Consider the following 24,430-nt stretch of genomic DNA (forward strand, 5'->3'; position numbering starts at 1 on the left):
TCCCTTCTTCGCGCGGGCAGGAGCTGAACCATGCAGCCTGACCTGCACAGCCGCGCACTCGCGGCTCACACCTTGCACCAATTTAGAACGCTTTCACCACTCACACACTGTATGACCAACGAGGTCGTGCAAAGCTTTACGGCCAATACGCTACTGGCGCTGGGCGCATCCCCTGCGATGGTAATCGAGCCTGAGGAAGCCAGCCAGTTTGCGGCTATCGCCAGTGCGTTGCTGGTGAATGTCGGCACTTTAACCCAGACGCGGGCTACGGCGATGCGTGCCGCCGTTGAGCGGGCACATCTCGTTAAAACCCCGTGGACGCTCGATCCCGTTGCCGTGGGCGCGCTAGAGTTTCGCCGTCGCTTCTGTCTGGATTTACTGGTACTACAGCCTGCCGCTATCCGTGGCAACGCCTCGGAAATACTTGCTATGGCGGGTATGAACAGCGGGGGCCGCGGCGTCGACACGACAGATACGCCAGCCGCTGCGCTTTCCGCTGCGCAGGCGTTGGCTCGTCAGGTTGGGACCATTGTCGTGGTTACCGGCGAAGTGGACTACGTGACCGATGGTCAGCGTACCGTCTGCGTGAACGGCGGTGATCCGTTGATGACCCGCGTGGTGGGCACCGGATGCGCGCTGTCGGCGGTCGTTGCGGCCAGTTGCGCCCTGCACGGTGACCGGCTTGATAACATCGCCTCCGCCTGTAGCTGGATGAAACAGGCCGGGCAAATAGCCACACAACAATCAACCGGACCGGGCAGTTTTGTCCCGGCTTTTCTCGATGCCCTCTATAACCTGAACGCACAGGAGCAAGCATGAAACGGATTAACGCATTAACGATCGCCGGAACCGATCCAAGCGGCGGTGCGGGTATTCAGGCCGATTTAAAAACCTTCTCGGCGCTGGGCGCTTACGGCTGTTCGGTTATCACGGCGTTGGTGGCGCAAAATACGCGCGGGGTGCAGTCGGTTTATCGCATAGAACCTGACTTTGTTGCCGCACAACTGGACTCGGTGTTGAGTGATGTGCGTATCGACACCACCAAAATCGGTATGCTGGCGGAGACGGATATTGTTGAAGCGGTTGCCGAACGTTTGCGTCGCCATCGGGTGCAAAATGTCGTACTGGATACGGTGATGCTGGCGAAAAGCGGCGATCCGTTGCTGTCGCCCTCGGCGGTAGAAACACTGCGTACCCATTTGCTGCCGCAGGTTTCGATTATCACCCCTAATTTACCCGAAGCTGCGGCACTGCTCGGGGCTCCCCATGCGCAGACTGAGCAGGAGATGCTAGAGCAGGGAAGGGCACTGCGGGCGCTGGGCTGCGAGGCGGTGTTGATGAAAGGCGGTCATCTGGAGGATGCGCAAAGCCCCGACTGGCTCTTTACCCGTGAGGGAGAGCAGCGTTTTACCGCGCCAAGGGTGATGACCAAAAATACCCATGGCACCGGCTGTACGCTATCCGCGGCGCTGGCGGCGCTGCGTCCGCGCCATGACAACTGGGCACAGACAGTGCAGGAAGCTAAGCTGTGGCTTTCTGCGGCGTTGGCGCAGGCCGACACCCTGGAAGTTGGTGAGGGAATTGGTCCGGTACATCATTTCCACGCGTGGTGGTAATGGGTATACTGGCTGCAGAGAAGGCTGCAGGAAAAAGATAAATGGAACAAGCGCATACCCAGCTTATCGCGCAACTGAATGAACGCATTGCAGCGGCAGATAACACGCCGCTGTATATGAAATTTGCGCAAACAGTGAAAAACGCTGTGCGTAGCGGGATTCTGGAGCATGGAAATATCCTGCCCGGCGAGCGCGATCTCAGCCAGTTAACCGGCGTTTCGCGAATTACGGTACGCAAGGCTATGCAGGCCCTGGAAGAAGAAGGCGTAGTGACGCGCGCCCGTGGTTACGGGACGCAGATCAACAACATCTTCGAGTATTCGCTAAAAGAAGCGCGTGGTTTTTCACAGCAGGTGGTTTTGCGCGGTAAAAAGCCAGATACGCTGTGGGTCAACAAGCGTATTGTGCCTTGCCCGGAAGAGGTGGCTCAGCAGTTGGCTGTTGCCGCGGGGAGTGACGTCTTCCTGCTCAAGCGCATTCGCTATGTAGATGAAGACGCGGTTTCTATTGAAGAGTCATGGGTTCCTGCCCATCTTATCCATGACGTGGATGCCATCGGCGTTTCACTGTATGACTATTTTCGCAGCCAGCATATTTTCCCGCAGCGCACGCGCTCCCGCGTCAGCGCCCGAATGCCTGATGCGGAGTTCCAGGCGCACATTCAAATGGACAGCAAAGTGCCGGTACTGGTGATCAAGCAAGTAGCGCTTGACCAGCAGCAACGGCCCATTGAATACAGCATCAGCTATTGTCGAAGCGATCTATACGTCTTTGTGTGCGAGGAGTAACGCCTCGCGCGAAGGGGCGCAATCGCCGCCGCGATGCCCTACCACCCAGGACGCAACTGCGTTACCCAGCAGTACGGCATCAGCCAGGGTCCAGCCAGACGCCAGTCCGGCCAGCATGCCGCCAGCGTGGCTGTCGCCTGCGCCGATAGTATCAACGACCGCTGTCGCAAATGCCGGTACGCAACCGGATGTCTGAGCGCTGAAATACCACGCGCCGTCTTTATCGTGGCGAACCACTACCGGCGAGGCGAAACGTTGTACCCATTCTGCGCCAAAACCTTCTACATCATGGCTCAATGCAAACCGCTCGGCGGCAATTTCCGCTTCCTGACGATTAAGTGATACCAGCGGACGGCAGGCCATAATTCTTGCAAGTAAGGGCTCGGGAATGTCGCCGATGCGTGGCCCAAAATCAATAAACGGCGTCACCTCCTCCAGACCTTCCAGCCACTGCACCAGCAGTCCGCCACACCCAGAGGCTAACTGATAGCCCGAGAGATACACCAGACTATGGCGTGGGATATCCAGCTGTGCCAGCCAGTCAGCGTTCCACTGATTTTCAACGCCGCTAAAGGACATAAAGGTACGTTCGCCATCCGGCTCGACCAGAGCCAGACACCAGCCGTTATCGCCCGCGGCATTGTCGATCAGGCTGTGCAATCCCTCTTTTGCCATCCGGTTGCGGATAATGTCGGCCCACACCCCTTGACCCAGCGGTAAAGCATTACTGGCGTCGATACCTAAACGTTTGAGCGCCACGGCAATATTGAGCGCGCAGCCGCCAACGTTCACCCCCTGCTGTTTGAGTTCAATGTCACATCCGCGCCAGGGAAGGGCATATGCATCGGCAATGACATCAATTACCGCCGCACCCACCACCGTAACGGGCCGCTGTGTACGCAACTGCGGGAGGAGGTGTTGCAGATGCGTGGCGATCATAGCGCCTCCCGCTGCTCGCGCAGTCGCATCAATCCACTGGCGTAACGGATAAAGTCCAGTTGATTCACCGCATCCAGCTCATGTTTCAATGTCGGGTTAATCGCGCTTACGCCATGGATAGCGCCACAAATGGCGGTTGCCATCGCCCCGATGGTGTCGGTATCACCCCCGAGGTTTGCGCACAGAATAGCGCAGCGGTTAGGATCGGTCTGCGCCAGTTCAACCATAGCAATGGCGCAAGGCACGGATTCAATGGTACTGGTTCCGGCGCCCACAACCTGATACAACTGCTCGCAGGCAGACTCAATGCCGTCAGCATTACGGACGATTTTCAGTGCCAGCTCAAGTCGTGCAGATAGTGATGCGCTAAAGGTCGTGATCCTTTTTTGCTGCGCATGTTGGGCAATGGCAGGTAGCGCATCGACAATCTCTGACCACTGGCCTCCGTCGATAGCGCGTGATACCGCCCACGCGACCACAACAGCCCCAGCGATAGCCAGATCCGATTTATGCGTCGGGCTGGAGGCCAATGCTACATCATCGATAAAAGCATCGACATCGCGGGCGGGTAGCAGGCATCCCAGCGGCGAAACGCGCATTGCCGCTCCGTTGGTCACGCCGTTGTTTTCCAGTTCGGCGACAGGTTTGCCGTCGCGAATGGCTTTTAGCGCGATTTTTGAAGTTGGGCCGAGCACGTTTTTATTAAAGGCGTCAAAACGTTCGGCCCAGGCCAGAATATTGCGGCCAATAACGTCTGGCACAATCTCTCCGTCGCACTCGAGCAGGGCATCTGCCAGACACAGCGCCATTGACGTGTCATCAGTGAACTCCGCCTGGTTAAAATAGCAGGCGGCATTATTCTCCGCAGGGCCGGGCAAAAAACGGTCGATCCAACCGAAATGAGCTTTTACCCGGGTTCGTGGCCACAGTTCCGACGGCATACCCATCGCATCCCCTAACGCCTGCCCATAAAGAGCACCGAGAATACGTTCTGCTTTCATTTCACTTCCCCTTGTTTCAACGCTACATCGCGATCGTCCACCTTAATGGCGGTGATTTCTTTATCTGATTCGCGAAAGAAAATCATAAACATCACGGCAATGACGGCGATCATGACCGCGCCAAATCCCCACATGCCAGCCCAGTTGAAGGTAAGACCATTAACCGGTTCCTGATAAGCAAACATTTTTTCCATCATGACGCCGCCCAGACGGTAACCGAGCAGGCTGCCGAATCCCTGACAGCAGAGGGTGATAAGCCCTTGCGCAGCGGTGCGCATATGTACCGGTGCTTTTTTATCGACATAAATGTAGGCCGTGACGTAGTAGAAGTCGTAACTAACGCCGTGCAGCAGAATGCCGAGAAACAGCAGAGCATAAGTGAAATATTCCTCCGCGCCGCCGTAAACGAAAAATCCGTAGCGGATAGCCGCAGTAATAAGACCAAGCAGCAATACCTTTTTAATGCCAAAGCGTTTGGTGAAAAACGGTAGCGCCAGCATAAAGAAGATTTCAGAGAACTGGCCCAGCGTCATCCAGCCGGTGGCGTTTTTCATTCCGACTTCTGTCAGGTAGCCGTTGGCGAAGATGTAATAGAACGCCAGCGGCATTGCGAACAGGAAAGAGCAAAAGAAAAAGACGAGGAAGTTCTTATCACGCAGCAGGATCAGCGCATCCAGACCCAGCATGACTTTGAAATCCATCTTGCCGGTACTTTTTGGCGGCGTATCCGGTAAGAAGAACGCAAAGACGCCCAACAGCGCGGAGCTTCCGGCAGTGATAAGCAGGGGGATATTGGTGGGTGAAATATCGCTATAGCCAAGCATTTGCGGTAAGAAACCGCAGGCCAAACCAGAAGCAATCCAGCCGATGGTCCCCATCACACGGATGCGTGGGAAATCACGTTCAACGTCCGGTACGTTGGCAAAAGCGATGCTGTTGGTCAGCGCAATCGTCGGCATATAGGTTAACGAATAGGCCAGTAACAGCGGGAAGAATCCACTGAAGGTGGTTTGCTGGGCGGCGAAATACATCAAAATAGCGCCAGCGAACATCAATACCGCCAGCACTTTCTGCGCGGAGAAAAAGCGGTCAGTGATTGAGCCGACCAGGATGGGCGACAGGATCGCGGCAATCGCGGTACAGGCGTAAGACCAGCCGATCTCCCCGGCGCTAAAGCCGCTTTTACTCAGCCACAGCCACAGCGGTACAAACCAGGCGCCCCAGATAAACCACTCTACAAACATCATGAACGACAGCTTAACTGTAGTTTTCATCTTTAAATCCTTCATGACAGGTAAGGTACGCCATGATAGTACCATTCGATAATACCTTTAAAATACCTTTGAGGTCTAAATTTGACCGCCTTAACATTATTTCTTCCTGAATCGAGCCAGCAGAAGTTGCTGAAAAGTGCGCTAAAGATGGAAAAAAAACGCAGTCGGTACCAGGCTTATTGCTGCCCGCAACAAAACGGGCCAGGACAATCCACATTCCGTTTTCAAAGCGGAACTTACGGGAGCATAGCTATGACTGATATTGCGCAGTTGCTTGGCAAAGACGCCGACAACCTTTTACAGCATCGTTGTATGACCATTCCTTCTGATCAACTTTACCTGCCTGGACATGATTACGTCGACCGCGTGATGGTGGATAACAACCGTCCGCCAGCCGTGCTGCGTAATATGCAGACGCTGTATAACACGGGCCGACTGGCCGGGACAGGTTATCTGTCTATTCTACCGGTGGACCAGGGCGTGGAGCACTCCGCTGGAGCATCGTTTGCGGCTAACCCGCTGTACTTTGATCCGAAGAATATTGTGGAGCTGGCTATCGAAGCAGGGTGTAACTGCGTGGCATCGACCTATGGCGTGCTGGCTTCTGTTTCCCGTCGCTACGCGCACCGCATTCCGTTCCTGGTAAAAATTAACCACAACGAAACGCTGAGCTATCCCAATACGTTTGACCAGACGCTGTATGCCAGCGTAGAGCAGGCGTTCAATATGGGTGCGGTTGCGGTGGGGGCAACCATCTATTTCGGTTCAGAGGAGTCTCGCCGCCAGATTGAAGAGATTTCTGCCGCATTCGAGCGTGCTCATGAGCTGGGTATGGTCACGGTGCTGTGGGCGTATCTGCGTAACCCGGCGTTTAAAAAAGATGGCGTGGATTACCATGTTTCTGCCGATCTTACCGGGCAGGCTAACCATCTGGCGGCCACTATCGGGGCGGATATCGTGAAGCAAAAAATGGCGGAAAATAACGGCGGGTATAAAGCGGTCAATTTTGGCTACACCGACGATCGCGTCTATAGCAAGCTGACCAGCGACAACCCGATTGACCTGGTGCGGTATCAACTGGCGAACTGCTATATGGGACGCGCCGGGTTAATTAACTCTGGCGGTGCGGCTGGCGGCGAAACCGATCTGAGCGATGCGGTACGTACTGCGGTGATTAACAAACGTGCGGGCGGCATGGGGCTGATTCTTGGGCGCAAGGCATTCAAGAAAACCATGGCCGACGGCGTTAAGCTGATTAACGCCGTGCAGGATGTTTATCTGGATAGCAAAGTCACCATCGCCTGATTTCAGGCGACTGCCGTCGTGTTAGCGCAACAGCGGACAACCCGGCGGCAGTCGGCAACGTAACGCCGCGGGCAGGATTTCAATATGAAACTCTTGTCCGCTGAGCGGTTCGCCATCGAGATTAAAGGTAATTTCATGCGGGGCGCGGATATCAAACCACGATGATGCGCCCTCGATAATGTTAGGGTTGTCTTCGGATTGCGTTAACGCCGAAAGCAGCCCAGGCAACAGCTCTTCTCCGGTAAAAATACGCAGTTGCAGCAGACCATCGTTGATAAGCGCTGTCGGGCATAGCTGTTGCCCCCCACCGGCCTGGCGACCATTACCGATACCAATTACCAGCGCTTTACCCTGCCAGTGAAAGTCTTCCCCTCGAATATCGCAGATGTCGGGTTTGAGCGTATCCATGCGCATTAATCCGTGAATAAAGTACGATACGCCACCCAGCGCAGCCTTGAGTTTTTCTGGTGTCTCGGTCGTGATGCGTGTGCCGAAGCCACCGGTTGCCATGTTGATAAAACAGGTTTTATCATTGACCTGCACCATATCGATCGCCGTCGCATTTGCGGCGATAGCCAGCTTTAACGCCTTATCAAGGTCCTCGGGTATACCAACGCTGGTGGCAAAGTCATTCGCCGTTCCCAACGGTAAAATACCCAGCGCCGGAATATTGCCGCCCTGCGACTGGATAAGCGCCGTCGAGACTTCGTTTATTGTGCCGTCGCCGCCACCGGCAATCACCGTTTCAACGCCCAACTGACGAGCTTCATCAACGTATCGTTGGGCGTCGCCTTTTTCCCAGGTAACGCGAACATGGATTTCCACGCCCTCATCACGCAGATTCGCAATGGCGTCACGCAGGGGAAGGTTATCAGCACTTTTTCCATTGAGGATCAGTAAACTGGCAGGGAATGCTATCATCCTTTTGCCTCACTTTTTTTCGTTTTAACAAGTGTACGCCAGGAATGCGTTTCTGGCGTAAGAACTGACTGAAAGCGCAGGCGAAGAGATAAAAAAAGCCGCAGAGCGCGGCTTTTCAGACTGGGCAGACGTTACTGTGGGAACCACTGATCGCTGATTTTCTGGTACGTGCCGTCAGCTTTGATTGCCGCCAGCGCGCTGTTCAGTTTTTCCAGCAGGGCTTTGTTATCCGGGCGAACCGCGATGCCAAGGCCAGTACCGAAGTATTGTGGGTCGGTCACTTTATCAGTGGCTACGCCTAGCTGCGGGTTGGTTTTAAGCCACTCGTTAACCACAGCGGTATCGCCAAATACGCCATCAATACGACCATTTTTCAGGTCGATAATCGCATTCTGATAGCTGTCGTAGGCCACGGTTTTCACTTCAGGATGTTTGTCCTGCAAGTATTTCTGGTGCGTGGTGCCGTTTTCCATGCCGATGCGTTTTCCTTTCAGGTCGGCAAAGGTTTTATAGGTGTCTTTTTTCGCAATCACCAGCGCGGAGTTTGCATAGTACGGCTGAGTAAATGCAACCTGCTTGCTACGCTCAGGCGTGATATCCATTCCGGAAATTACCGCATCATATTTCTTAAATTTCAGCGCGGGGATCAGGCTGTCGAAAGCGTGATTGGTGAAAGTACAGTCAGCCTGCATTTGTTTGCACAGCGCCGTTGCCAGATCGATGTCAAATCCGACAATTTTATTGTTTGCGTCGAGCGACTCAAATGGCGGGTAAGTGGCTGATACACCGAAACTAATTTTATCAGCGGCTGAGGCGCCAGCGGCGAAAGTAGCAAGTAATGCAGCCAGTACTAACTTTTTCATGGTGGAACTCCCGTCTGTCAATCTTATGATTATTTACCGTATCTGCGGCGTGGATTAACAATGCCATTTAATGAATTTATATGCAATAAAAATGATTAAGTATTTTTTTGATATAAAAAAAGACGGACAATTTAGGTTCTTGTCCGTCTTTATTATTTTGCTTTATGCATATTTGCCGGATGGCGGTGCTAGCACCTTATCCGGCCTACAAAAGGTGCATGAACCGTAGGCCTGATAAGCGTAGCGCCATCAGGCATATGTTTAATTCCGCTGTTCAAACGCCAGCGCTTTACGTTCGATTAAGCGCATCATCAGCGTCAGCAAACCGTTGACGATCAGGTAAATCACACCTGCCGCACCGAAAACCATGACGTCATAAGTGCGACCATACAGCAACTGGCTATAGCCCATGACTTCCATCAGCGTGATGGTGTATGCCAGCGAAGTACTTTTAAACACCAGCACCACTTCGTTGGAATACGAGGAGAGGGCGCGTTTAAAGGCGTACGGCAACAGAATCGCCAGCGTATCCTTCTTGCTCATCCCCAACGCTCCGCAGGACTGCCATTGGCCTTCCGGGATTGCACGAATAGCGCCGTAGAACAGCTGAGTGGTATAGGCCGCACTGTTTAACGACAGCGCAATTAAAGCGCACAGCCACGGTTCTGACAGCAGATGCCACAGCACCGGATACTCTTGCAACGTCGGAAATTGTCCTGGCCCGTAGTAGATCAGGAAGATTTGCACCAGCAGCGGTGTACCGGTAAACAGCGTGATATAAGCGCGAACCAGCCAAACCAGAACCGGTGTTTTCAGCGTCAGGATGACGGTGAAAATCAATGCCAGCACCAGAGCAACCACGATGGAGGCGACCGTCAGCGTCAGGCTGGTATGCAGCCCTTTCAACAATTCAGGTAAATACTCAAGCATCAGCCTGGTCTCCGCTCAAAACGTGTCGCGCGCAGGTCAATGCGTTTGAGAATGTACTGACTTACCAGCGTAATCACCAGGTAAATAGCCGCCGCCACAATATACCAGGTAAACGGCTCCTGGGTACGGGTGGCGATGCTCTTGGTTTGCAGCATCAGATCGTTCACGCTGATAAGGCTGACCAGCGCAGTATCTTTCAGCAATACCAGCCACTGGTTACCCAGTCCCGGTAGTGCATGACGCCACATCTGCGGCATCACCAGACGGAAGAAGATCGCAGCTTTAGACAAACCTAACGCCTGACCTGACTCCCATTGTCCGAGTGGCACGGCCTTCAGCGCGCCACGCAACGTTTGCGACGCGTAAGCGGCATACAGCAATGACAGCGCAATCACACCGCACAGGAACGGACTGATGTCGAAGTTTTCGATCTGCATCTGAACCGGGATTTGTACAAACCCGAGATTGATCGTAAAGCCATCGGCCAGCGTCAGCAGCAGCTGCGAGGAGCCAAAATAGATAAACAGAACCACCAGAATTTCCGGCAGACCGCGCAGGATGGTGACCAGAGCCGAGCCAGCCCATGCCACTGGACGCCATTTAACTGACTCCCAGACGGCAAACAACATGGCAAGCGCGAGGCCAATGATCAGCGCACAAACGGCAAGGCCGACGGTCATCCCGGCGGCGCTTGCTAAAGGAAAAAATTCATTCATCAAATATTACTTCTGGAACCATTTGTTGTAGATGGTCTCGTAAGTCCCATCTTTCTTCACTTTTTCCAGCGCAGCGTTAAATTTCTGCTGCAGTTCGGTATTGCCCTGGCGCACAGCAATGCCCAGACCGGTACCGAAGTAATCTTTATCCGTCACTTTGTCGCCAACCGCGGCGAGCTTAGGATTATCTTTCAGCCACTCGGTCACCACTGCGGTATCGCCAAATACGCCGTCAATACGACCGTTTTGCAGATCGAGTTTGGCATTCTGGTAGCTGTCATACGGCACGGTAGTCACTTCCGGATGTTTATCCATGATGAATTTCTGGTGCGTAGTCCCGTTTTGTACACCGACTTTTTTGCCTTTCAGCTGATCAATGCTGGTGTATTTACCCTGTTGGCCAACAAACAGCGCAGAGTTGTCGTAATACGGGGTGGTGAACAGCACCTGTTTTTCACGCTCTGGGGTGATGTCCATACCGGCCATTACCGCGTCAAAACGACGGAACTTCAGGCTCGGAATCAGGCTGTCGAAGGCCTGATTGGTGAAGGTACAGGTAGCGTCAATCTCTTTACACAGCGCATTCGCCAGATCAACGTCAAACCCGACGATCTTGTTATTAGCATCGATTGATTCAAACGGAGGATAAGACGCTTCGGTGGCGAAACGAATGGTTTGGGCTGCGGTAGCGGAAAGGCTAAAACCTGCGATTAGCGCGGCAATCAGAACTTTTTTCATTGTATTGTCCCGAATCTTAGTGAGAAAGATAGTTTTTAAACGCTTCGGTTTGCGGGTTGGCAAAGCAGCTCGCATCCCCAAACTCGACGATATGACCGTTTTCCATATACACCACACGGCTGGCCGTTTTACGGGCAACTTCCACTTCGTGAGTGACGATCACCTGAGTAATGTTGGTTTCCGCCAGTTCACGAATGATGCTGACGATTTGGGCGGTAATTTCCGGGTCAAGCGCGGCGGTCGGTTCATCAAACAGCAGCACCTGTGGCTCCATCATCAACGCGCGGGCAATGGCCACACGCTGTTGCTGGCCGCCAGAGAGATGCAGCGGATAGCGATCGCTGTATGGCTTCAGGCGCAGACGTTCCAGCAGTTTCTCGGCGCGCGCCATCGCTTGCTCTTTTGTCAGACCCAGTACGCGGCAGGGCGCTTCAATCAGATTCTGCACAACCGTGAGATGTGGCCAGAGGTTGTATTGTTGGAAGACCATGCCCACGTTTTGACGCAGATCCCGAATGGCTTTATCTGACGGGGTCTTAGTGAAGTCGAAACGGTTACCCGCAATAGAGAGCGTGCCCGAGCGCGGCATCTCAAGCAGGTTGAGTACGCGCAGCAGCGAGCTTTTCCCGGCGCCACTTGGGCCAAGTAACACCAGTGTTTCACCCTGAGGGCAATCCAGCGTGATATCGAACAGCGCCTGATGTGCGCCGTAGAAGCAGTTAATGCCGTTTAATTGAATACTCATTGACACTCGATACTGGCAGTCTGATAGCTATTGAAGCCGCAGATACTACCTTTGACAGAATAGTTATGCAATATTTATGCGTTAAAAGTTAAATGCAAACCGCATTCTTATCTAAACATAGCACAAAATAGCGGGGCCACCAGTGGGCAAGAATAATTGTCGGCATTCTATGCAGAATGCCAGACAATTTATGGGGGTTATGATTTAAGCAGGTGAATGGGGCGGTTAGCGGTTTTCGACAGACTGGCGCAGCGTCCCGGCTGGCGCGTGTACGCTGCCGCCCAGATAGCGGACATCGTCAACGACCCAGCACTGGCCTTCACGGATCATCAGCACTTCATCACGCCAGCTTTGGTCACCTTGTTTCAGCTCTACACGCAGTGGAATGTTGCGTGCATCACTATTCGGAATAGTCGATGCGCTGGCGACGCTGGCGCTGTCCGGTAATGTGGCGCGACTGGAGAACGGATCGCTGTTAAACAGTTCGCGATGCGCGTTATCACGGCTGGCATCGTTCAGCAGCTTAGCCAGGTCGTCGCTGATGTACGGGCGAAGGGCGGTAATGTCATTGTTTCGATGCTGAATACGGTAATCATAGAATTGTTGAGCCACGCTGTCTGGCCCGCCTTCTACGCATGAACCGCTACGCGTGCCGTTATCTTTATAGACCGGCGTCACGGTAGTACAAGCGCTGAGAAGTAGTGCACAGGGAACCAGCAGAGAGAGTTTCGAGTAGCGCATAATGATTTCCTTATTAGCTTTCTACTATTAGTGTTCTACGTTGATAGAATATATCCTTTCAATGATAGTGGATCGGTTCGATAATGCTTTTGAGATCGTGCTCTTAGCGCAAAAAGGAGATTAATCATGCAGTTTTCGACAACCCCTATGCTGGAAGGACAGAGCATCGTGGAATACTGCGGTGTTGTTACTGGCGAAGCCATTTTAGGCGCGAATATCTTCCGCGATTTTTTCGCCGGCATTCGCGATATTGTCGGCGGTCGCTCCGGCGCGTATGAAAAAGAGCTGCGTAAAGCGCGTGAAATTGCTTTTCAGGAGCTTGGTGAACAGGCGAAAGCACTCGGTGCTGATGCGGTAGTCGGTATCGATATCGATTACGAAACGGTGGGCAAGGACGGTAGCATGCTGATGGTGAGCGTCAGCGGCACCGCGGTGAAAACTCGTCGATGAAACGTCTGTTGTATTTGCTGGCATTAACGCTACTGCTGGTGGGGTGTGCTGGCGAAAAAGGAATAGTCGACAAAGACGGGTATCAGTTAGATACCCGCCGTCAGGCGCAGGCTGCTTACCCGCGCATTAAAGTGCTAGTTATCCATTACACGGCGGATGATTTCGACGCTTCTCTGGCTACGCTGACCGATAAAAACGTCAGTTCACACTATCTGATCCCGGCAGTGCCGCCGCTCTACCACGGCAAGCCGCGTATCTGGCAACTGGTCCCGGAAAAAGATCTGGCCTGGCATGCAGGGATTAGCTTCTGGCGCGGCGCTACGCGTATCAACGATACTTCGATCGGCATTGAGCTGGAAAACCGCGGCTGGCAAAAATCAGCGGGCAGCAAGTATTTTGCGCCGTTTGAGCCCGCGCAAATTCAGGCGTTAATCCCATTGGTGAAAGATATTATCGCCCGCTACGACATAAAACCGCAGAATGTGGTGGCCCATGCGGACGTCGCTCCGCAGCGCAAGGACGATCCCGGCCCGCTATTTCCGTGGAAAGCACTGGCCGCTCAGGGCATCGGCGCGTGGCCGGATACCCAGCGCGTGGCATTTTATCTTGCCGGACGAGCGCCCCATACGCCGGTAGAAACCGCATCATTACTCGATCTGCTGTCGCGCTACGGTTATGAAGTAAAACCTGATATGACGCCGCGTGAACAGCAGCGGGTGATTATGGCGTTTCAGATGCACTTCCGCCCGACGTTGTGGAACGGCGTGGCGGATGCAGAAACTCAGGCAATTGCCGAAGCGTTACTGGAGAAATACGGGCAGGGTTAACGCGGCAGCTTACCGTGGTCACGCAGCCAGGCCGCGGTACGCTCAATTCCTGCATCCAGCGTCACAACGGGCTGATAACCCAACTCTTCCTGAGCGCGGGAAGTATCCAGCGTAAAATCAAAATTCAGCTTCGAGACGCCGTAATGCGTAAGCTTTGGCTCTTTCGCCGATTTATTGCCTAAACGCTCCATGCTGCGGGCAATCATATCCAGCATCGGGTAGGGCACGGAGCGGATACGGCAATCAATATTCAGCTCGTCGATAAGTTTCTGCACAATGCTGCGCAGGGTGCGATGCTCGCCGTTGGTAATGTTGTACGCGCGTCCCGACGGCAGCTTATCGCAGGCTTGTTGACTGGCCAGCCACATCGCGTGCACTGCATTCTCGTAGTAGGTCATATCCACCAGCGCGCTTCCGCCGTGCGGCAGCAGGATGCTGCCGTAGTGATACATCATATGGGCCAGGCGTGGAATAAAGACTTTATCGTGAGGTCCGAACAGACTTTGTGGGCGCAATACCGTGAAGCGGGTCTGCGGGTTAGCCTGCGCGAGCAGCGCAATTACCTCTTCGCCTGCCGCTTTGCTGCGGGCGAATTCATTGGCGAAGCGATGTGGACGGAAATCTTCTTTGATATCGCGATGGTGGTGATAATCAAAATAGAGCGATGGAGAGGAGATATGAATGAAGTTACGTACGCCCCAGGCCACGGCCCACTCGCCCAGACGTCGGGTCGCTCGAACGTTGGCCAGATCGAAGGCTTCCTGAGTTCCCCACGGTGAGGTAAAACTGGAGCAGTGCCACAGCGTGTCGATGCCGGCAAGCATCACTTTTGCCTGTGAAGACACCAGCTCGGTCAAATCGGCATGTACAAACTCTGCGCCCATTTTCTCCAGCAGCTTGCCCATCGCTTCATTGCGACCGGTAGCTCTGACGCTGACGCCTTTGCTGCATAGAAACTCAACCGCGTTTCGGCCCAAGCCGCTGGTGGCTCCGGTAACCAGTACCTTCATATCAATCCACTGTGTTTAAAAAACATCGTGCGCATTCTTCCGTGAAATACGCCTGTATGCAATGGGAAACATGAAAGAATACAGGCTCTTTTTATCATTAGTCTGTGATTTGTTCTGCAAGTTTAGCAATATGCTTCGCCATCCCTCTGAAAATGAACAGATGAGCTGGGATCATCAACAGCCAGTAGAAGAGTCCTGGCATGCCGTGCGGATGCCACCAGGCACGTACATCAATGCGTCGGTGATCGCCTTTATCTTCCAGGGTGAAACTCAGGCGACCCAAACCAGGCGCTTTCATCCCAAACAGCAGCGTCAGCTGTTTTTCTGGTTCAACGATGATAACTTTCCAGCTATCGACGGTATCGCCAACCTGCAACAGAGAGTGTTCTGGTCGACCTTTAGCCAGCTTATGGCCGACCAGCAGGTCTAACGCCGCCCGCGTCTTCCACAAAATATTGCCAAAAAAATAGCCTTCTTTGCCGCCGAGTCGATTCACAACCTGCCATAGCGCTTTTTTGCTGGCGAAGGTTTCAACGCTAAAGCCAGCCTGTTTGGCAAAATAGCCATATTCAGGGCGCCAGCGGGCAAACGCCTGCGCGTCGTAACCCCAGTCGCTGGAATTGACCAGCTTCTCCTCTTCTTTCAACGTGCTGCGTACCGCGTCATCAAAGGCAATCAACTTTTGCGGGATCAGCGCGCGTAATTCGGTGTCATCGGCCAGCAGATCGTGTTTTAAACCCTGGATAAGCGCTTTGGCCGTGGTCGGCGGCACTGACGTAATGACGTTTAAAAACCAGACCGAAATCCAGCGGGTAGGAAAGGGGATGGGGATGAGCAGGCGATGTTTACCGCTGACCGCCATAAAATGCTCGAACTGTTCCTGATAGCTCAACACCTGCGGCCCGGCAGCTTCGAGTATGCGGTGATGGCTTGTGGGATGGTCCAACAGCGCCACCAGATAGTACATCAAATTTTCCAGCGCGATGGGCGTGGTACGCGAACGTACCCAGCGCGGAGGGGTGAGAACCGGCAGGTTATAGACCATGTCGCGCATCACTTCAAAGGCGGCGGAACCTGCCCCTACGATAATGCCAGCGCGCAATTCCGTCATTGGCACGCCTGACTCTCTCAGGGTGTCAGCGGTTATTTGCCGCGCACGCAAATGATCGGACTGTTCATGCCGGGGAGCCTGTAATGAGCTCAGGAAAATAAGCTGTTTAACTGGCGTATTACGCAGCGCATCGCGTACGTTCATCGCCACATGGCGTTCGTGGGCGATAAAATCACCGCCTTCACCCATACCATGAACCAGATAGTAAACCGTATCAACACCCGTCAACAGCGGGGTGAGGTTATCTGGCCAATTCAAATCGACCTTATGGCAACTGACGTTGGCCAGTTGCTGCTTTTCCAGACGTTCAATGCGGCGTGCCGCAGCCAGCACCTGATGCCCTTGCTGGCTGAGCGCTTGAACCAGATGCTGACCAATGTAGCCACTGGCGCCAAGAACCAAAATCCGTTGCGGCACGCCCATCTCCTTAGCGGGTTAAAAAAGCGCGCCAGTGGGCGACGACTTCAGCAAGTTGTTCACGCGATACGTCCAGATGCATCACCAGGCGCACAATCGGGGAGGCGTTAATCAGCACGCCTTGCGCTTTCATGTATTCACCCAGCGCGGCAGCGTGCCCTTCACCAACGCGAATAAACAACATGTTGGTGTCGTGGCGCATGACGTCTGCCCCTGCTTCGCGCAGTTGTTCTGCCATCCAGGCGGCGTTGTCATGGTCTTCCTGCAAACGCGCCACGTTATTTTTCAGCGCATACAGTCCCGCCGCCGCCAGAATACCGGCCTGGCGCATTCCGCCACCGGTCATTTTGCGCCAGCGAATGGCGCGCTTGATGTAGTCCTGGCTGCCGACCAGCAGCGAACCTACCGGCGTTCCCAGACCTTTGGAAAGACAAATGGTGAACGAGTCGCAGTATTGCGTGATGTCTTTAAGCTCACAGCCATAGGCGACGATGGCGTTAAAAATACGCGCGCCGTCGACGTGTAGGGCAAGATTGCGCTCACGGGTGAATTCCCAGGCGTCTTTCAGATACTCGCGCGGAAGCACTTTGCCGTTGTGGGTGTTTTCCAGACTGAGCAGACGGGTGCGGGCAAAATGGATATCGTCAGCTTTGATTTTCGCTGCCACTTTGTCTAACGGCAGGGAACCATCCGGGGCGGCGTCGATGGGTTGCGGTTGAATGCTGCCAAGCACCGCTGCGCCGCCCGCTTCATAGAGATAGTTATGTGCGCCCTGACCGGCAATATACTCTTCGCCGCGCTGGCAATGACTGAGCAGCGCAACCAGGTTTGCCTGAGTGCCGGTGGGTAGGAAAATAGCGGCTTCTTTGCCAGAGAGCTCTGCAGCGTATTGCTGGAGAGCGTTAACGGTAGGGTCATCACCGTACACGTCGTCCCCGACCGGGGCTGCCATCATCTCTTCCAGCATGGCGCGACTTGGCCGGGTGACGGTATCACTGCGTAAATCAATCATGGTGTCTCCTTATTACACTTCATCCTTCAAGCTGCCTCTGCGTTGGCCGCACCCTTAAACCCCAGTCACATAGTTTACCTATGCTCCTGGGGATTTTCGGGCTAGCCGCCTTGATGCATCATGAATGATTTTGTGTGTGATTTAATAAGGATGTTTTACCTGAGCCAGTTAGTTTTCGCCAGTTCCATCACTTCATCACCGCGTCCACTGATGATTGCGCGCAACATATACAGGCTAAAACCTTTCGCTTGTTCGAGTTTGATCTGTGGCGGGATGGCTAACTCTTCTTTCGCCACAACCACATCGACCAGCACCGGGCCGTCAATCGACATTGCCCTTTGCAGCGCTTCATCAACCTCTGAGGATTTCTCCACACGAATGCCCGTAATACCGCAGGCTTCGGCAATCCGCGCGAAGTTGGTATCGTGCAGCTCCGTGCCGTCGGTCAGATAACCGCCAGCCTTCATCTCCATCGCCACAAATCCCAGTACGCTGTTGTTAAAGACGATAATCTTCACCGGCAGCTTCATCTGGACCACCGACAGAAAGTCGCCCATCAGCATACTAAATCCGCCGTCCCCGCACATTGCGACAACCTGGCGTCCCGGTTCGGTCGCTTGGGCGCCGAGTGCCTGCGGCATGGCATTGGCCATCGAACCATGATTAAACGAACCGAGCAGGCGACGTTTGCCGTTCATTTTCAGATAGCGTGCCGCCCACACCGTTGGCGTGCCAACGTCGCAAGTGAAGATGGCGTCGTCTGCGGCAAAGTGGCTGATTTGCTGTGCCAGATACTGCGGGTGAATGGCTTTATCGCTGGGTTTAGCTAAATCATCCAGACCCTTGCGCGCTTCACGGTAGTGCTCCAGCGCTTTGTCCAAAAACTTCCGCTCTGTTTTTTCTTCCACCAGCGGTAGCAGGGCGCGGAGGGTGGATTTAATCTCGCCCACCAGCGCCATATCAACTTTACTGTGCGCGCCGATGCTCGCCGGATTGATATCAATCTGAATAATTTTGGCGTCGGTTGGATAGAACGGGCGATAGGGGAACTGGGTGCCGAGCAGGATCAGCGTGTCGGCATTCATCATGGTATGGAAGCCGGATGAAAAGCCAATTAGCCCGGTCATGCCCACGTCGTACGGATTATCGTATTCAACATGCTCTTTACCCCGCAGGGCGTGCACAATCGGCGCTTTGATTTTAGCCGCAAACTCGACCAGCTCTTTATGCGCACCGGCGCAGCCGCTGCCGCACATCAGAGCGATATTGCTGGAGTAGCGCAGCAGTTGCGCCAGTTTTCTGAGCTCTTCCTCTTCCGGAGTGACCACCGGCAGCGGCGCATGGTACCAGTGCGTGGTGGCGCTCTCAGGGGCCGGCTTCAGCGCGACATCGCCAGGTAATACCACCACAGAGACACCGCGGTTGAGCACCGCTTTACGCATGGCAATTGCCAGCACCTGTGGGATCTGTTCAGGGCTGGAAACCAGCTCGCAATAATGGCTACATTCGCGGAACAACTCTTGCGGGTGGGTCTCCTGGAAATAACCGCTGCCTATCTCGCTGGATGGAATATGTGCGGCAATGGCCAGCACCGGAACGTGGTTGCGGTGGCAATCAAACAGGCCATTAATCAGGTGCAGGTTGCCTGGCCCACACGACCCTGCACAGACGGCCAATTCACCCGTTAACTGCGCTTCAGCACCTGCGGCGAAGGCAGCAACCTCTTCATGACGGGTTGGCATCCAGTCAATCGTTCCCATACGATTCAGACTATCACTTAGGCCATTGAGTGAGTCACCCGTTACACCCCAAATGCGTTTTACGCCAGCTTGTTCGAGTGTTTTAGCAATAAAAGCGGCAACCGTTTGTTTCATGGTTTTCCTTCTCCTTTAATGTGATACCGGTTACAAGTTTAGATGAAGATAATAGTTATGCTTCTCATTCCCCCTTATTTCCGGCAGGTTTCATTTGACCTGTACTAAGCGTAGTTTGTTATTGGACATGGCGAAACAAGGAATAAATTCAGATGGTTATAAAACTATTAAATAGCGTTAACCGGGTACTGACTCATGAAGATTTTGGCAAGTTTTTGTTACGCCTTGCCGTGGGTGGGCTGATGCTTTTTCATGGGTTGCATAAACTGTTCGCGGGTATTGATGGCATCAGCGGCATGCTGATAGCGAAAGGTTTCCCGGGCTTTATTGCGTATGGCGTCCTGCTGGGAGAAGTTGTGGCGCCGTGTCTGATTATCCTTGGGATCCTGACGCGTCCTGCAGCGTTGGGGCTGGCGTTTACGATGGTTGTGGCATGGCTGATGGTTGGGATGGGCGAAACCTGGTTACTGGATAAAACCGGTGCATGGGCGATTGAAAGTCTGGTGTATTTCTTCATCGGCGCGCTGGCCGTGGCGTTTTTGGGGGCGGGGCGATTCTCCCTTGCCGGAAATTCAGCCTGGCGATAGTTTGCCATCCGAGAATCAATACAGAGGCGGGAACGCGTAGCCTTGCTCCGCCTCGTCGTTCAATGTGTAGCTAATCTATGTCGTCTCTGTTCCAGAGTTTGTGCCGACGTCTCAGCGCTCGCTGCGTCAATGCTTTGGCCATCGCGGAGCCTATTTCAGCGCTGACCACCAGTCCCTGAATGAACGGACGATCGTGCATCAACCACGGCAGCCCGCCAAAAGCGATGCGATTGCGGGCATACTCCGGCGCTTGCAGTGTGTAATCCTCGCCAATATCCGGGATCTCATCGCCACAAGCCAGCAGTTGATCGCGTAGCGTTGGGAACGGGATATCTTTGCTCTGCAATGCCCGTTGTCCTCGGGCGTCAATAAATACATCAAATTCGTGGCGCTGGCGCTGGCTCTGGTGGTAAATCACCGTCATTCCCTGTTCATTCATACGCTCATAATCTGAGCCGAGCGCGAGGATCTCTATCAGCCCGGCGTCGTGCAGCGCCAGCAGTCGGCGGACAGACTCAGACGGGATAGCCGCATAGTTATCAATAAATACGCGCGCCAGTCCGCGCCTGAAACGTTTTTCGTCGCAGTCATCAAGATGAGGGACTATCTCTTCGATAACCTCGTGCAGGCGCAGCAAGGTATATCGCCAGGCGACGGTATGTTGTTCCTGCTTGTTGCGTTCAACCTCCACCAGATTACGTCTCGCCCAGTCAAAAGGGTCATGCCTGATCCTGTCGGCAAAATAGACTTCGGGGAATGTGTCGGCGTTAAGCGTCGCAAGTGTTATCTGTTGGCACCACCCTGGCGCCGCATCTTGCAGTTGTCGAGCAATAAGGCGGAAGATGCGGTCCAGCAATCCGTTTTGGCCCCGGGCAATGGCGTCTTCAATCGCTTCTGGCGTCGCGATATTCAGCGGTTCATAGGGAAGAGGACAGTAAAAATCAGCTTCAGGCAGCACTCCGCTGCGCGACATCAGGGTCAGTTTCAGATTTTGGCTGTCAGGTTTACGTGTGAACCGCAGTGAATGGTCGGTATTGGTCGTAAAGGTGCCATGCTGACAGACCACGGCCATCGCTGCGTCGATAGCGCTTAGCGATGTGCCCAGAATCCCCACCCTACAAGCGCTAATCTCGGCGTCCATCAGACCGGTCCACGGACTGGGGAAAAACTTGCGTGCCTGAGCATCCGTTTCGGGCCACAGATGACCGGTAGCGATAGCGGCGAAATCCACCTCAACGGGTTCGGACGCGCGGTTGATCCACAGGGAGACCCCATTCGACGTTGCTTGCAGGTCGGTGACCTGGCTTGATTCATATATGCGAATTGTAAAACCGGCTCTTTGTGCGTTATCGACGATGGCTAAAAAACGATCGCGATAATAGTCGCCGAGGATCACGCGGGGCAAAAATTGCCGCTCATGCAAAGAGGTGCGTTCAATTCGAAACTGCGCCAGGTAGTCATCGCTTTGATTTTGTAGCCACGTCAGATAGCTGATATAAATCGGTGGGATCTCGATGCTGGCTATATTTGCCAACATGTGTTCTGCGTTGTTGTCGCTGTTATAAGGCATGCCGACGCCCGCTTCCTCAGCTTGCTCATAAAGCTGTATCTCCAGCGGTTCACCACGCTCAACCAGGGCATAAAACGTATAAATACCGGTGGGACCGACGCCGACAATGGCCACTTTTTTCATGGGGATCCTTGTAGAAAGTTCGACGTGGTAGTCGGGGATATTGCTTACGTTGTGCAGGGTAAGTGTGGTCGATAATTGGCGGGAGGAAGGTGCTATTTTGCCCTTGGGGATGGAAAAATCAGAATTTTGCAGCGCCTGACAGGATAAAAAAAGGCCACCCGGTATAGCCAGGTAGCCTTTTGTACATCTGATATCAGGCGATTACGCCAGCACTAAGTCACTCTGCGGATGGCAGGAGCACGCCAGTACATAACCTTCAGCGATTTCTGCGTCGGTCAGCGTCATGGTGCTGCTTACCGTGTAGTTACCGTCAACCACTTTAGTTTTACAGCAGCCGCAAACGCCTGCACGGCAAGCGGCAACAACCGGTACTTTATTGCTTTCCAGCGCTTCCAGCAGCGTACTGCCCACCGGCGCATAAAACTCTTTCGCCGGCTGCAGTTTAGTGAACTTCAGACCGCTGGTGGCGGCTTCAGCCACCGGGGTAAAGAACTGCTCTTTAAAGAAGCGCGTCACGCCCAGCGCTTTGACTTCTTTCTCGACCAGATCCATGTACGGCGCCGGGCCACAGGTCATCACGGTGCGTGAGGCGAGGTCCGGAACGCTTTGCAGCAGTTCGGTAGTCAGTCGGCCGGAAACAAAACCTTCAGTGGCATTGTTTTCAGCAACTAATGTCACCGGATACTCGCGCCATTCGTCGGCAAAAATAACATCTTGCGGAGAACGTACGTTGAAGATCACCTGCACATCAGCCTGTGGGCGGTATTTTGCCAACCAGCGGCGCATTGACATGATTGGCGTAACGCCGCAGCCGGCGGCCAGCATCAGGAACTTGTCTTCCGCTTTATCTTCACAGGTGAATTCACCCATTGCATCAGACAGCCAGATATAGTCGCCGCGCTTCACGTCGCGGGTCAGCCACTGTGAGCCTGCGCCATCGTCAATTCGGCGGATGGTCAGCGTGATGTATTCGCTAACGCCCGGCGTTGAAGAGATGGTGTAAGCACGCAGTGTGTCCGCTGAATTACGTACGCTGACCAGTGCATACTGCCCGGCGCGGTATGGATAATAGTCGTGGCACAGCAACGAAATTGTCCATACATCCGGCGTTTCCTGATGGATGTGATGAACCTGCATCCGCCATGGGCACTGATGAGTTGGCATTGTCATTCTTTACTCCTTACGCGCTCAGCAATTGCTTCATGTCTTCTTCAACGGTGGTCACGGAACGCAGACCGAACTTCTCGTTGAGCACGGCCAGCAGGTCCGGTGTGAAGAAGCCTGGCGCGGTCGGGCCAGTAACGATATTTTTCACGCCCAGAGACAGCAGGGTCAGCAGGATAACAATCGCTTTCTGTTCGAACCAGGAGAGCACCAGAGACAATGGCAGATCGTTCACGCCACAGCCCAGTTTCTCAGCCAGGGTTACCGCCAGGATGATGGCCGAGTATGCATCGTTACACTGACCGGCATCCACCAGACGCGGCAGACCTTCGATATCGCCGAACTCCAGTTTGTTGAAACGGTATTTACCGCACGCCAGGGTCAGGATCAGGCAGTCGTCCGGTACGCTGGTCGCGAAATCGGTGAAGTAGTTACGTTCGCCACGTGCGCCGTCACAACCGCCCACCAGGAAGATGTGACGCAGTTTTTCACGGCTGACCAGGTCGATCAGGGTATCCGCGGCGCCCAGCAGGGTTTGACGACCAAAACCTACGGTTATCAGGTGCGGAATTTCGCTATACGGGAAGCCCGCCATTTGCTGTGCCTGAGCAATTACCGGACCGAAGTTGTCGCCTTCGAGATGGCTCACGCCCGGCCAGCCGACGATGCTACGGGTCCAGATACGGTCGTCGTACGCGCCAACGGTTGGGTCGATGATGCAGTTAGAGGTCATCACGATTGGACCAGGGAAGCGGGCGAATTCAACCTGCTGATTCTGCCAGCCGCTGCCGTAGTTACCGATCAGGTGTTTGAATTTACGCAGTTCCGGGTAACCGTGTGCCGGCAGCATTTCACCGTGGGTATAGACATTAACGCCGGTACCTTCGGTTTGCTCCAGCAGGTTGTACAGATCTTTCAGGTCGTGACCGGAGATCAGAATGCACTTACCTTCGGTGGCTTTGACGTTGACCTGAGTCGGAGTCGGGTGACCGTATTTGGTGGTTTCACCGGCGTCCAGAATGCTCATCACTTTGAAGTTCATCTGGCCGATTTCCATTGAGCACTCCAGCAGAGCGTTCATATCAGAAGGCCAGGTACCCAGCCACGCCATGATTTTGTGGTACTGAGCATAGATGTCGTTGTCGTACTGACCAAGAACGTGCGCGTGCTCCATGTAAGCTGCCGCACCTTTCAGGCCGTACAGGCACAGCAGACGCAGGCCGAGAATATTCTCGCCGATGGCTGCTTTGTCTTTATTCGGGGTAAATTCAGCGGCCTGACGTTGCAGGTCGCCCAGATCGTCGCTGACCAGTTGCAGATCGGCCATCGGGTTGACGACCGCGGCATTCGCGTCGATGTTCAGGCATTGCGCTTTCAGGGCGTCGCGCATGGCGATAGCTTCACGGGCATAGCCAACAATACGTGGGGAATCGAAGTTTACGTTGGTCAGCGTGGAGAAGAACGCACGCGGCGCAAAGTTATCAACCTCATGGTCGATGATGCCGTATTCACGTGCTTTAACAGCCCATGCAGACAGACCTTGTAGGGAAGCAATCAGCAGATCCTGCAAATCGGAGGTTTCAGCCGTTTTACCGCACATACCCTGCGCGTAAGAGCAGCCGTTTCCTGCCGGAGTACGGATGGTTTGTTCACATTGCACACAAAACATGGTCACACCTTTTTAAAGTTATATTTAATATACATGTTT

24 protein-coding genes are annotated in these 24,430 nt (G+C 53.9%); 7 read left to right on the forward strand and 17 right to left on the reverse strand.

Annotation, left to right across the window (positions count from 1 at the left end):
* Positions 1–30 precede the first annotated feature (30 nt).
* The 3 genes from thiM to OGV80_RS22585 are packed head-to-tail and all read left to right on the forward strand — an operon-like array spanning position 31 to position 2,404.
* The gene (gene thiM / locus OGV80_RS22575) at positions 31–819 is read left to right on the forward strand and encodes a hydroxyethylthiazole kinase (RefSeq protein ID WP_043016922.1); all 789 of its coding nucleotides are present in this window, start codon (positions 31–33) and stop codon (positions 817–819) included.
* The gene (gene thiD / locus OGV80_RS22580; RefSeq protein ID WP_043016921.1) at positions 816–1,616 is read left to right on the forward strand and encodes a bifunctional hydroxymethylpyrimidine kinase/phosphomethylpyrimidine kinase; all 801 of its coding nucleotides are present in this window, start codon (positions 816–818) and stop codon (positions 1,614–1,616) included. The genes thiM and thiD overlap by 4 nt, the downstream gene beginning before the upstream one ends.
* Positions 1,617–1,657: 41 nt before the next feature.
* On the forward strand, positions 1,658–2,404 hold the full coding sequence (locus OGV80_RS22585; protein ID WP_043016920.1) for a GntR family transcriptional regulator: 747 nt from the start codon (positions 1,658–1,660) through the stop codon (positions 2,402–2,404).
* Here the strand turns inward: OGV80_RS22585 and OGV80_RS22590 are convergent.
* From OGV80_RS22590 to OGV80_RS22600, 3 genes are read right to left on the reverse strand one after another with little or no spacing between them, the layout of a single operon-like run.
* Positions 2,378–3,343: a PfkB family carbohydrate kinase gene (locus OGV80_RS22590; protein WP_087052537.1), complete on the reverse strand. Its 966-nt coding sequence runs from the start codon at positions 3,341–3,343 to the stop codon at positions 2,378–2,380. The genes OGV80_RS22585 and OGV80_RS22590 overlap by 27 nt on opposite strands.
* Complete coding sequence (locus OGV80_RS22595) at positions 3,340–4,344, reverse strand: ADP-ribosylglycohydrolase family protein (protein WP_043016918.1); 1,005 nt, start codon at positions 4,342–4,344, stop codon at positions 3,340–3,342. The genes OGV80_RS22590 and OGV80_RS22595 overlap by 4 nt, the downstream gene beginning before the upstream one ends.
* Entirely contained in the window at positions 4,341–5,618 is a 1,278-nt protein-coding gene (locus tag OGV80_RS22600) for a nucleoside permease (protein ID WP_043016917.1), read from the reverse strand. Before OGV80_RS22600 ends, OGV80_RS22595 begins: the two co-directional genes overlap by 4 nt.
* 252 nt (positions 5,619–5,870) lie before the next feature.
* Between OGV80_RS22600 and fbaB the strand changes: the two genes are divergently transcribed.
* A complete protein-coding gene (gene fbaB / locus OGV80_RS22605; protein WP_043016916.1) occupies positions 5,871–6,923 on the forward strand; it encodes a class I fructose-bisphosphate aldolase in 1,053 nt (350 codons plus the stop codon).
* 21 nt (positions 6,924–6,944) lie between these two features.
* Here the strand turns inward: fbaB and yegS are convergent, their stop codons facing one another.
* From yegS to OGV80_RS22640, 7 genes are all read right to left on the reverse strand, one after another.
* A complete protein-coding gene (gene yegS, locus OGV80_RS22610; protein WP_080624937.1) occupies positions 6,945–7,844 on the reverse strand; it encodes a lipid kinase YegS in 900 nt (299 codons plus the stop codon).
* 131 nt (positions 7,845–7,975) lie between these two features.
* Positions 7,976–8,707, reverse strand: coding sequence for an arginine ABC transporter substrate-binding protein ArtJ (artJ, locus tag OGV80_RS22615; RefSeq protein ID WP_043016914.1), 732 nt, complete (start codon positions 8,705–8,707; stop codon positions 7,976–7,978).
* 261 nt (positions 8,708–8,968) lie between these two features.
* Positions 8,969–9,637 (reverse strand): arginine ABC transporter permease ArtM, encoded by a 669-nt coding sequence (gene artM, locus OGV80_RS22620; protein ID WP_075145931.1) that lies wholly within the window; start codon positions 9,635–9,637, stop codon positions 8,969–8,971.
* A complete protein-coding gene (artQ, locus tag OGV80_RS22625) occupies positions 9,637–10,353 on the reverse strand; it encodes an arginine ABC transporter permease ArtQ (RefSeq protein ID WP_286515785.1) in 717 nt (238 codons plus the stop codon). Before artQ ends, artM begins: the two co-directional genes overlap by 1 nt.
* A 6-nt stretch (positions 10,354–10,359) precedes the next feature.
* Complete coding sequence (gene artI / locus OGV80_RS22630; protein WP_003027298.1) at positions 10,360–11,091, reverse strand: arginine ABC transporter substrate-binding protein ArtI; 732 nt, start codon at positions 11,089–11,091, stop codon at positions 10,360–10,362.
* A 16-nt stretch (positions 11,092–11,107) separates the two neighbouring features.
* On the reverse strand, positions 11,108–11,836 hold the full coding sequence (gene artP / locus OGV80_RS22635; RefSeq protein WP_003027295.1) for an arginine ABC transporter ATP-binding protein ArtP: 729 nt from the start codon (positions 11,834–11,836) through the stop codon (positions 11,108–11,110).
* 225 nt (positions 11,837–12,061) lie between these two features.
* Positions 12,062–12,577, reverse strand: a complete 516-nt coding sequence (locus OGV80_RS22640) for a lipoprotein (protein ID WP_047410047.1) — start codon at positions 12,575–12,577, stop codon at positions 12,062–12,064.
* A gap of 126 nt (positions 12,578–12,703) precedes the next feature.
* On the opposite strand from OGV80_RS22640, the gene OGV80_RS22645 reads away from it, so the two are divergent.
* The gene (locus OGV80_RS22645) at positions 12,704–13,027 is read left to right on the forward strand and encodes a heavy metal-binding domain-containing protein (protein ID WP_043016911.1); all 324 of its coding nucleotides are present in this window, start codon (positions 12,704–12,706) and stop codon (positions 13,025–13,027) included.
* Positions 13,024–13,854 carry an N-acetylmuramoyl-L-alanine amidase gene (locus OGV80_RS22650; protein ID WP_220771481.1) on the forward strand — a complete coding sequence of 277 codons (831 nt, stop codon included), beginning with the start codon at positions 13,024–13,026 and terminating at the stop codon, positions 13,852–13,854. The genes OGV80_RS22645 and OGV80_RS22650 overlap by 4 nt, the downstream gene beginning before the upstream one ends.
* Here OGV80_RS22650 and OGV80_RS22655 read toward each other — a convergent pair.
* The 4 genes from OGV80_RS22655 to poxB all read right to left on the reverse strand — a co-directional run bounded on the left by OGV80_RS22655 (position 13,851) and on the right by poxB (position 19,278).
* Positions 13,851–14,864, reverse strand: coding sequence for a 3-beta-hydroxysteroid dehydrogenase (locus tag OGV80_RS22655; RefSeq protein ID WP_043016909.1), 1,014 nt, complete (start codon positions 14,862–14,864; stop codon positions 13,851–13,853). The two genes, OGV80_RS22650 and OGV80_RS22655, sit on opposite strands and share 4 nt — an antisense overlap.
* Before the next feature lie 97 nt (positions 14,865–14,961).
* On the reverse strand, positions 14,962–16,392 hold the full coding sequence (locus OGV80_RS22660; RefSeq protein ID WP_286515786.1) for an SDR family oxidoreductase: 1,431 nt from the start codon (positions 16,390–16,392) through the stop codon (positions 14,962–14,964).
* Positions 16,393–16,402: 10 nt separating this feature from the next.
* Complete coding sequence (ltaE, locus tag OGV80_RS22665; RefSeq protein WP_286515787.1) at positions 16,403–17,404, reverse strand: low-specificity L-threonine aldolase; 1,002 nt, start codon at positions 17,402–17,404, stop codon at positions 16,403–16,405.
* A gap of 155 nt (positions 17,405–17,559) precedes the next feature.
* Positions 17,560–19,278: a ubiquinone-dependent pyruvate dehydrogenase gene (gene poxB, locus OGV80_RS22670; protein ID WP_286515788.1), complete on the reverse strand. Its 1,719-nt coding sequence runs from the start codon at positions 19,276–19,278 to the stop codon at positions 17,560–17,562.
* 152 nt (positions 19,279–19,430) lie between these two features.
* Here poxB and OGV80_RS22675 point away from each other — a divergent pair, with 152 nt between their 5' ends.
* The gene (locus OGV80_RS22675) at positions 19,431–19,865 is read left to right on the forward strand and encodes a DoxX family protein (RefSeq protein WP_043016906.1); all 435 of its coding nucleotides are present in this window, start codon (positions 19,431–19,433) and stop codon (positions 19,863–19,865) included.
* A gap of 70 nt (positions 19,866–19,935) precedes the next feature.
* Here the strand turns inward: OGV80_RS22675 and OGV80_RS22680 are convergent, their stop codons facing one another.
* The 3 genes from OGV80_RS22680 to hcp all read right to left on the reverse strand — a co-directional run bounded on the left by OGV80_RS22680 (position 19,936) and on the right by hcp (position 24,391).
* A complete protein-coding gene (locus tag OGV80_RS22680; protein ID WP_286515789.1) occupies positions 19,936–21,558 on the reverse strand; it encodes an FAD-NAD(P)-binding protein in 1,623 nt (540 codons plus the stop codon).
* A 201-nt stretch (positions 21,559–21,759) separates the two neighbouring features.
* Positions 21,760–22,728 (reverse strand): NADH oxidoreductase, encoded by a 969-nt coding sequence (gene hcr, locus OGV80_RS22685; protein WP_043016904.1) that lies wholly within the window; start codon positions 22,726–22,728, stop codon positions 21,760–21,762.
* 10 nt (positions 22,729–22,738) lie between these two features.
* The gene (gene hcp / locus OGV80_RS22690; RefSeq protein WP_043016903.1) at positions 22,739–24,391 is read right to left on the reverse strand and encodes a hydroxylamine reductase; all 1,653 of its coding nucleotides are present in this window, start codon (positions 24,389–24,391) and stop codon (positions 22,739–22,741) included.
* Positions 24,392–24,430: the final 39 nt, after the last annotated feature.

Origin of the sequence: Citrobacter sp. Ce119 (assembly GCF_030334525.1) — a bacterium.
Classification (GTDB): domain Bacteria; phylum Pseudomonadota; class Gammaproteobacteria; order Enterobacterales; family Enterobacteriaceae; genus Citrobacter; species Citrobacter europaeus.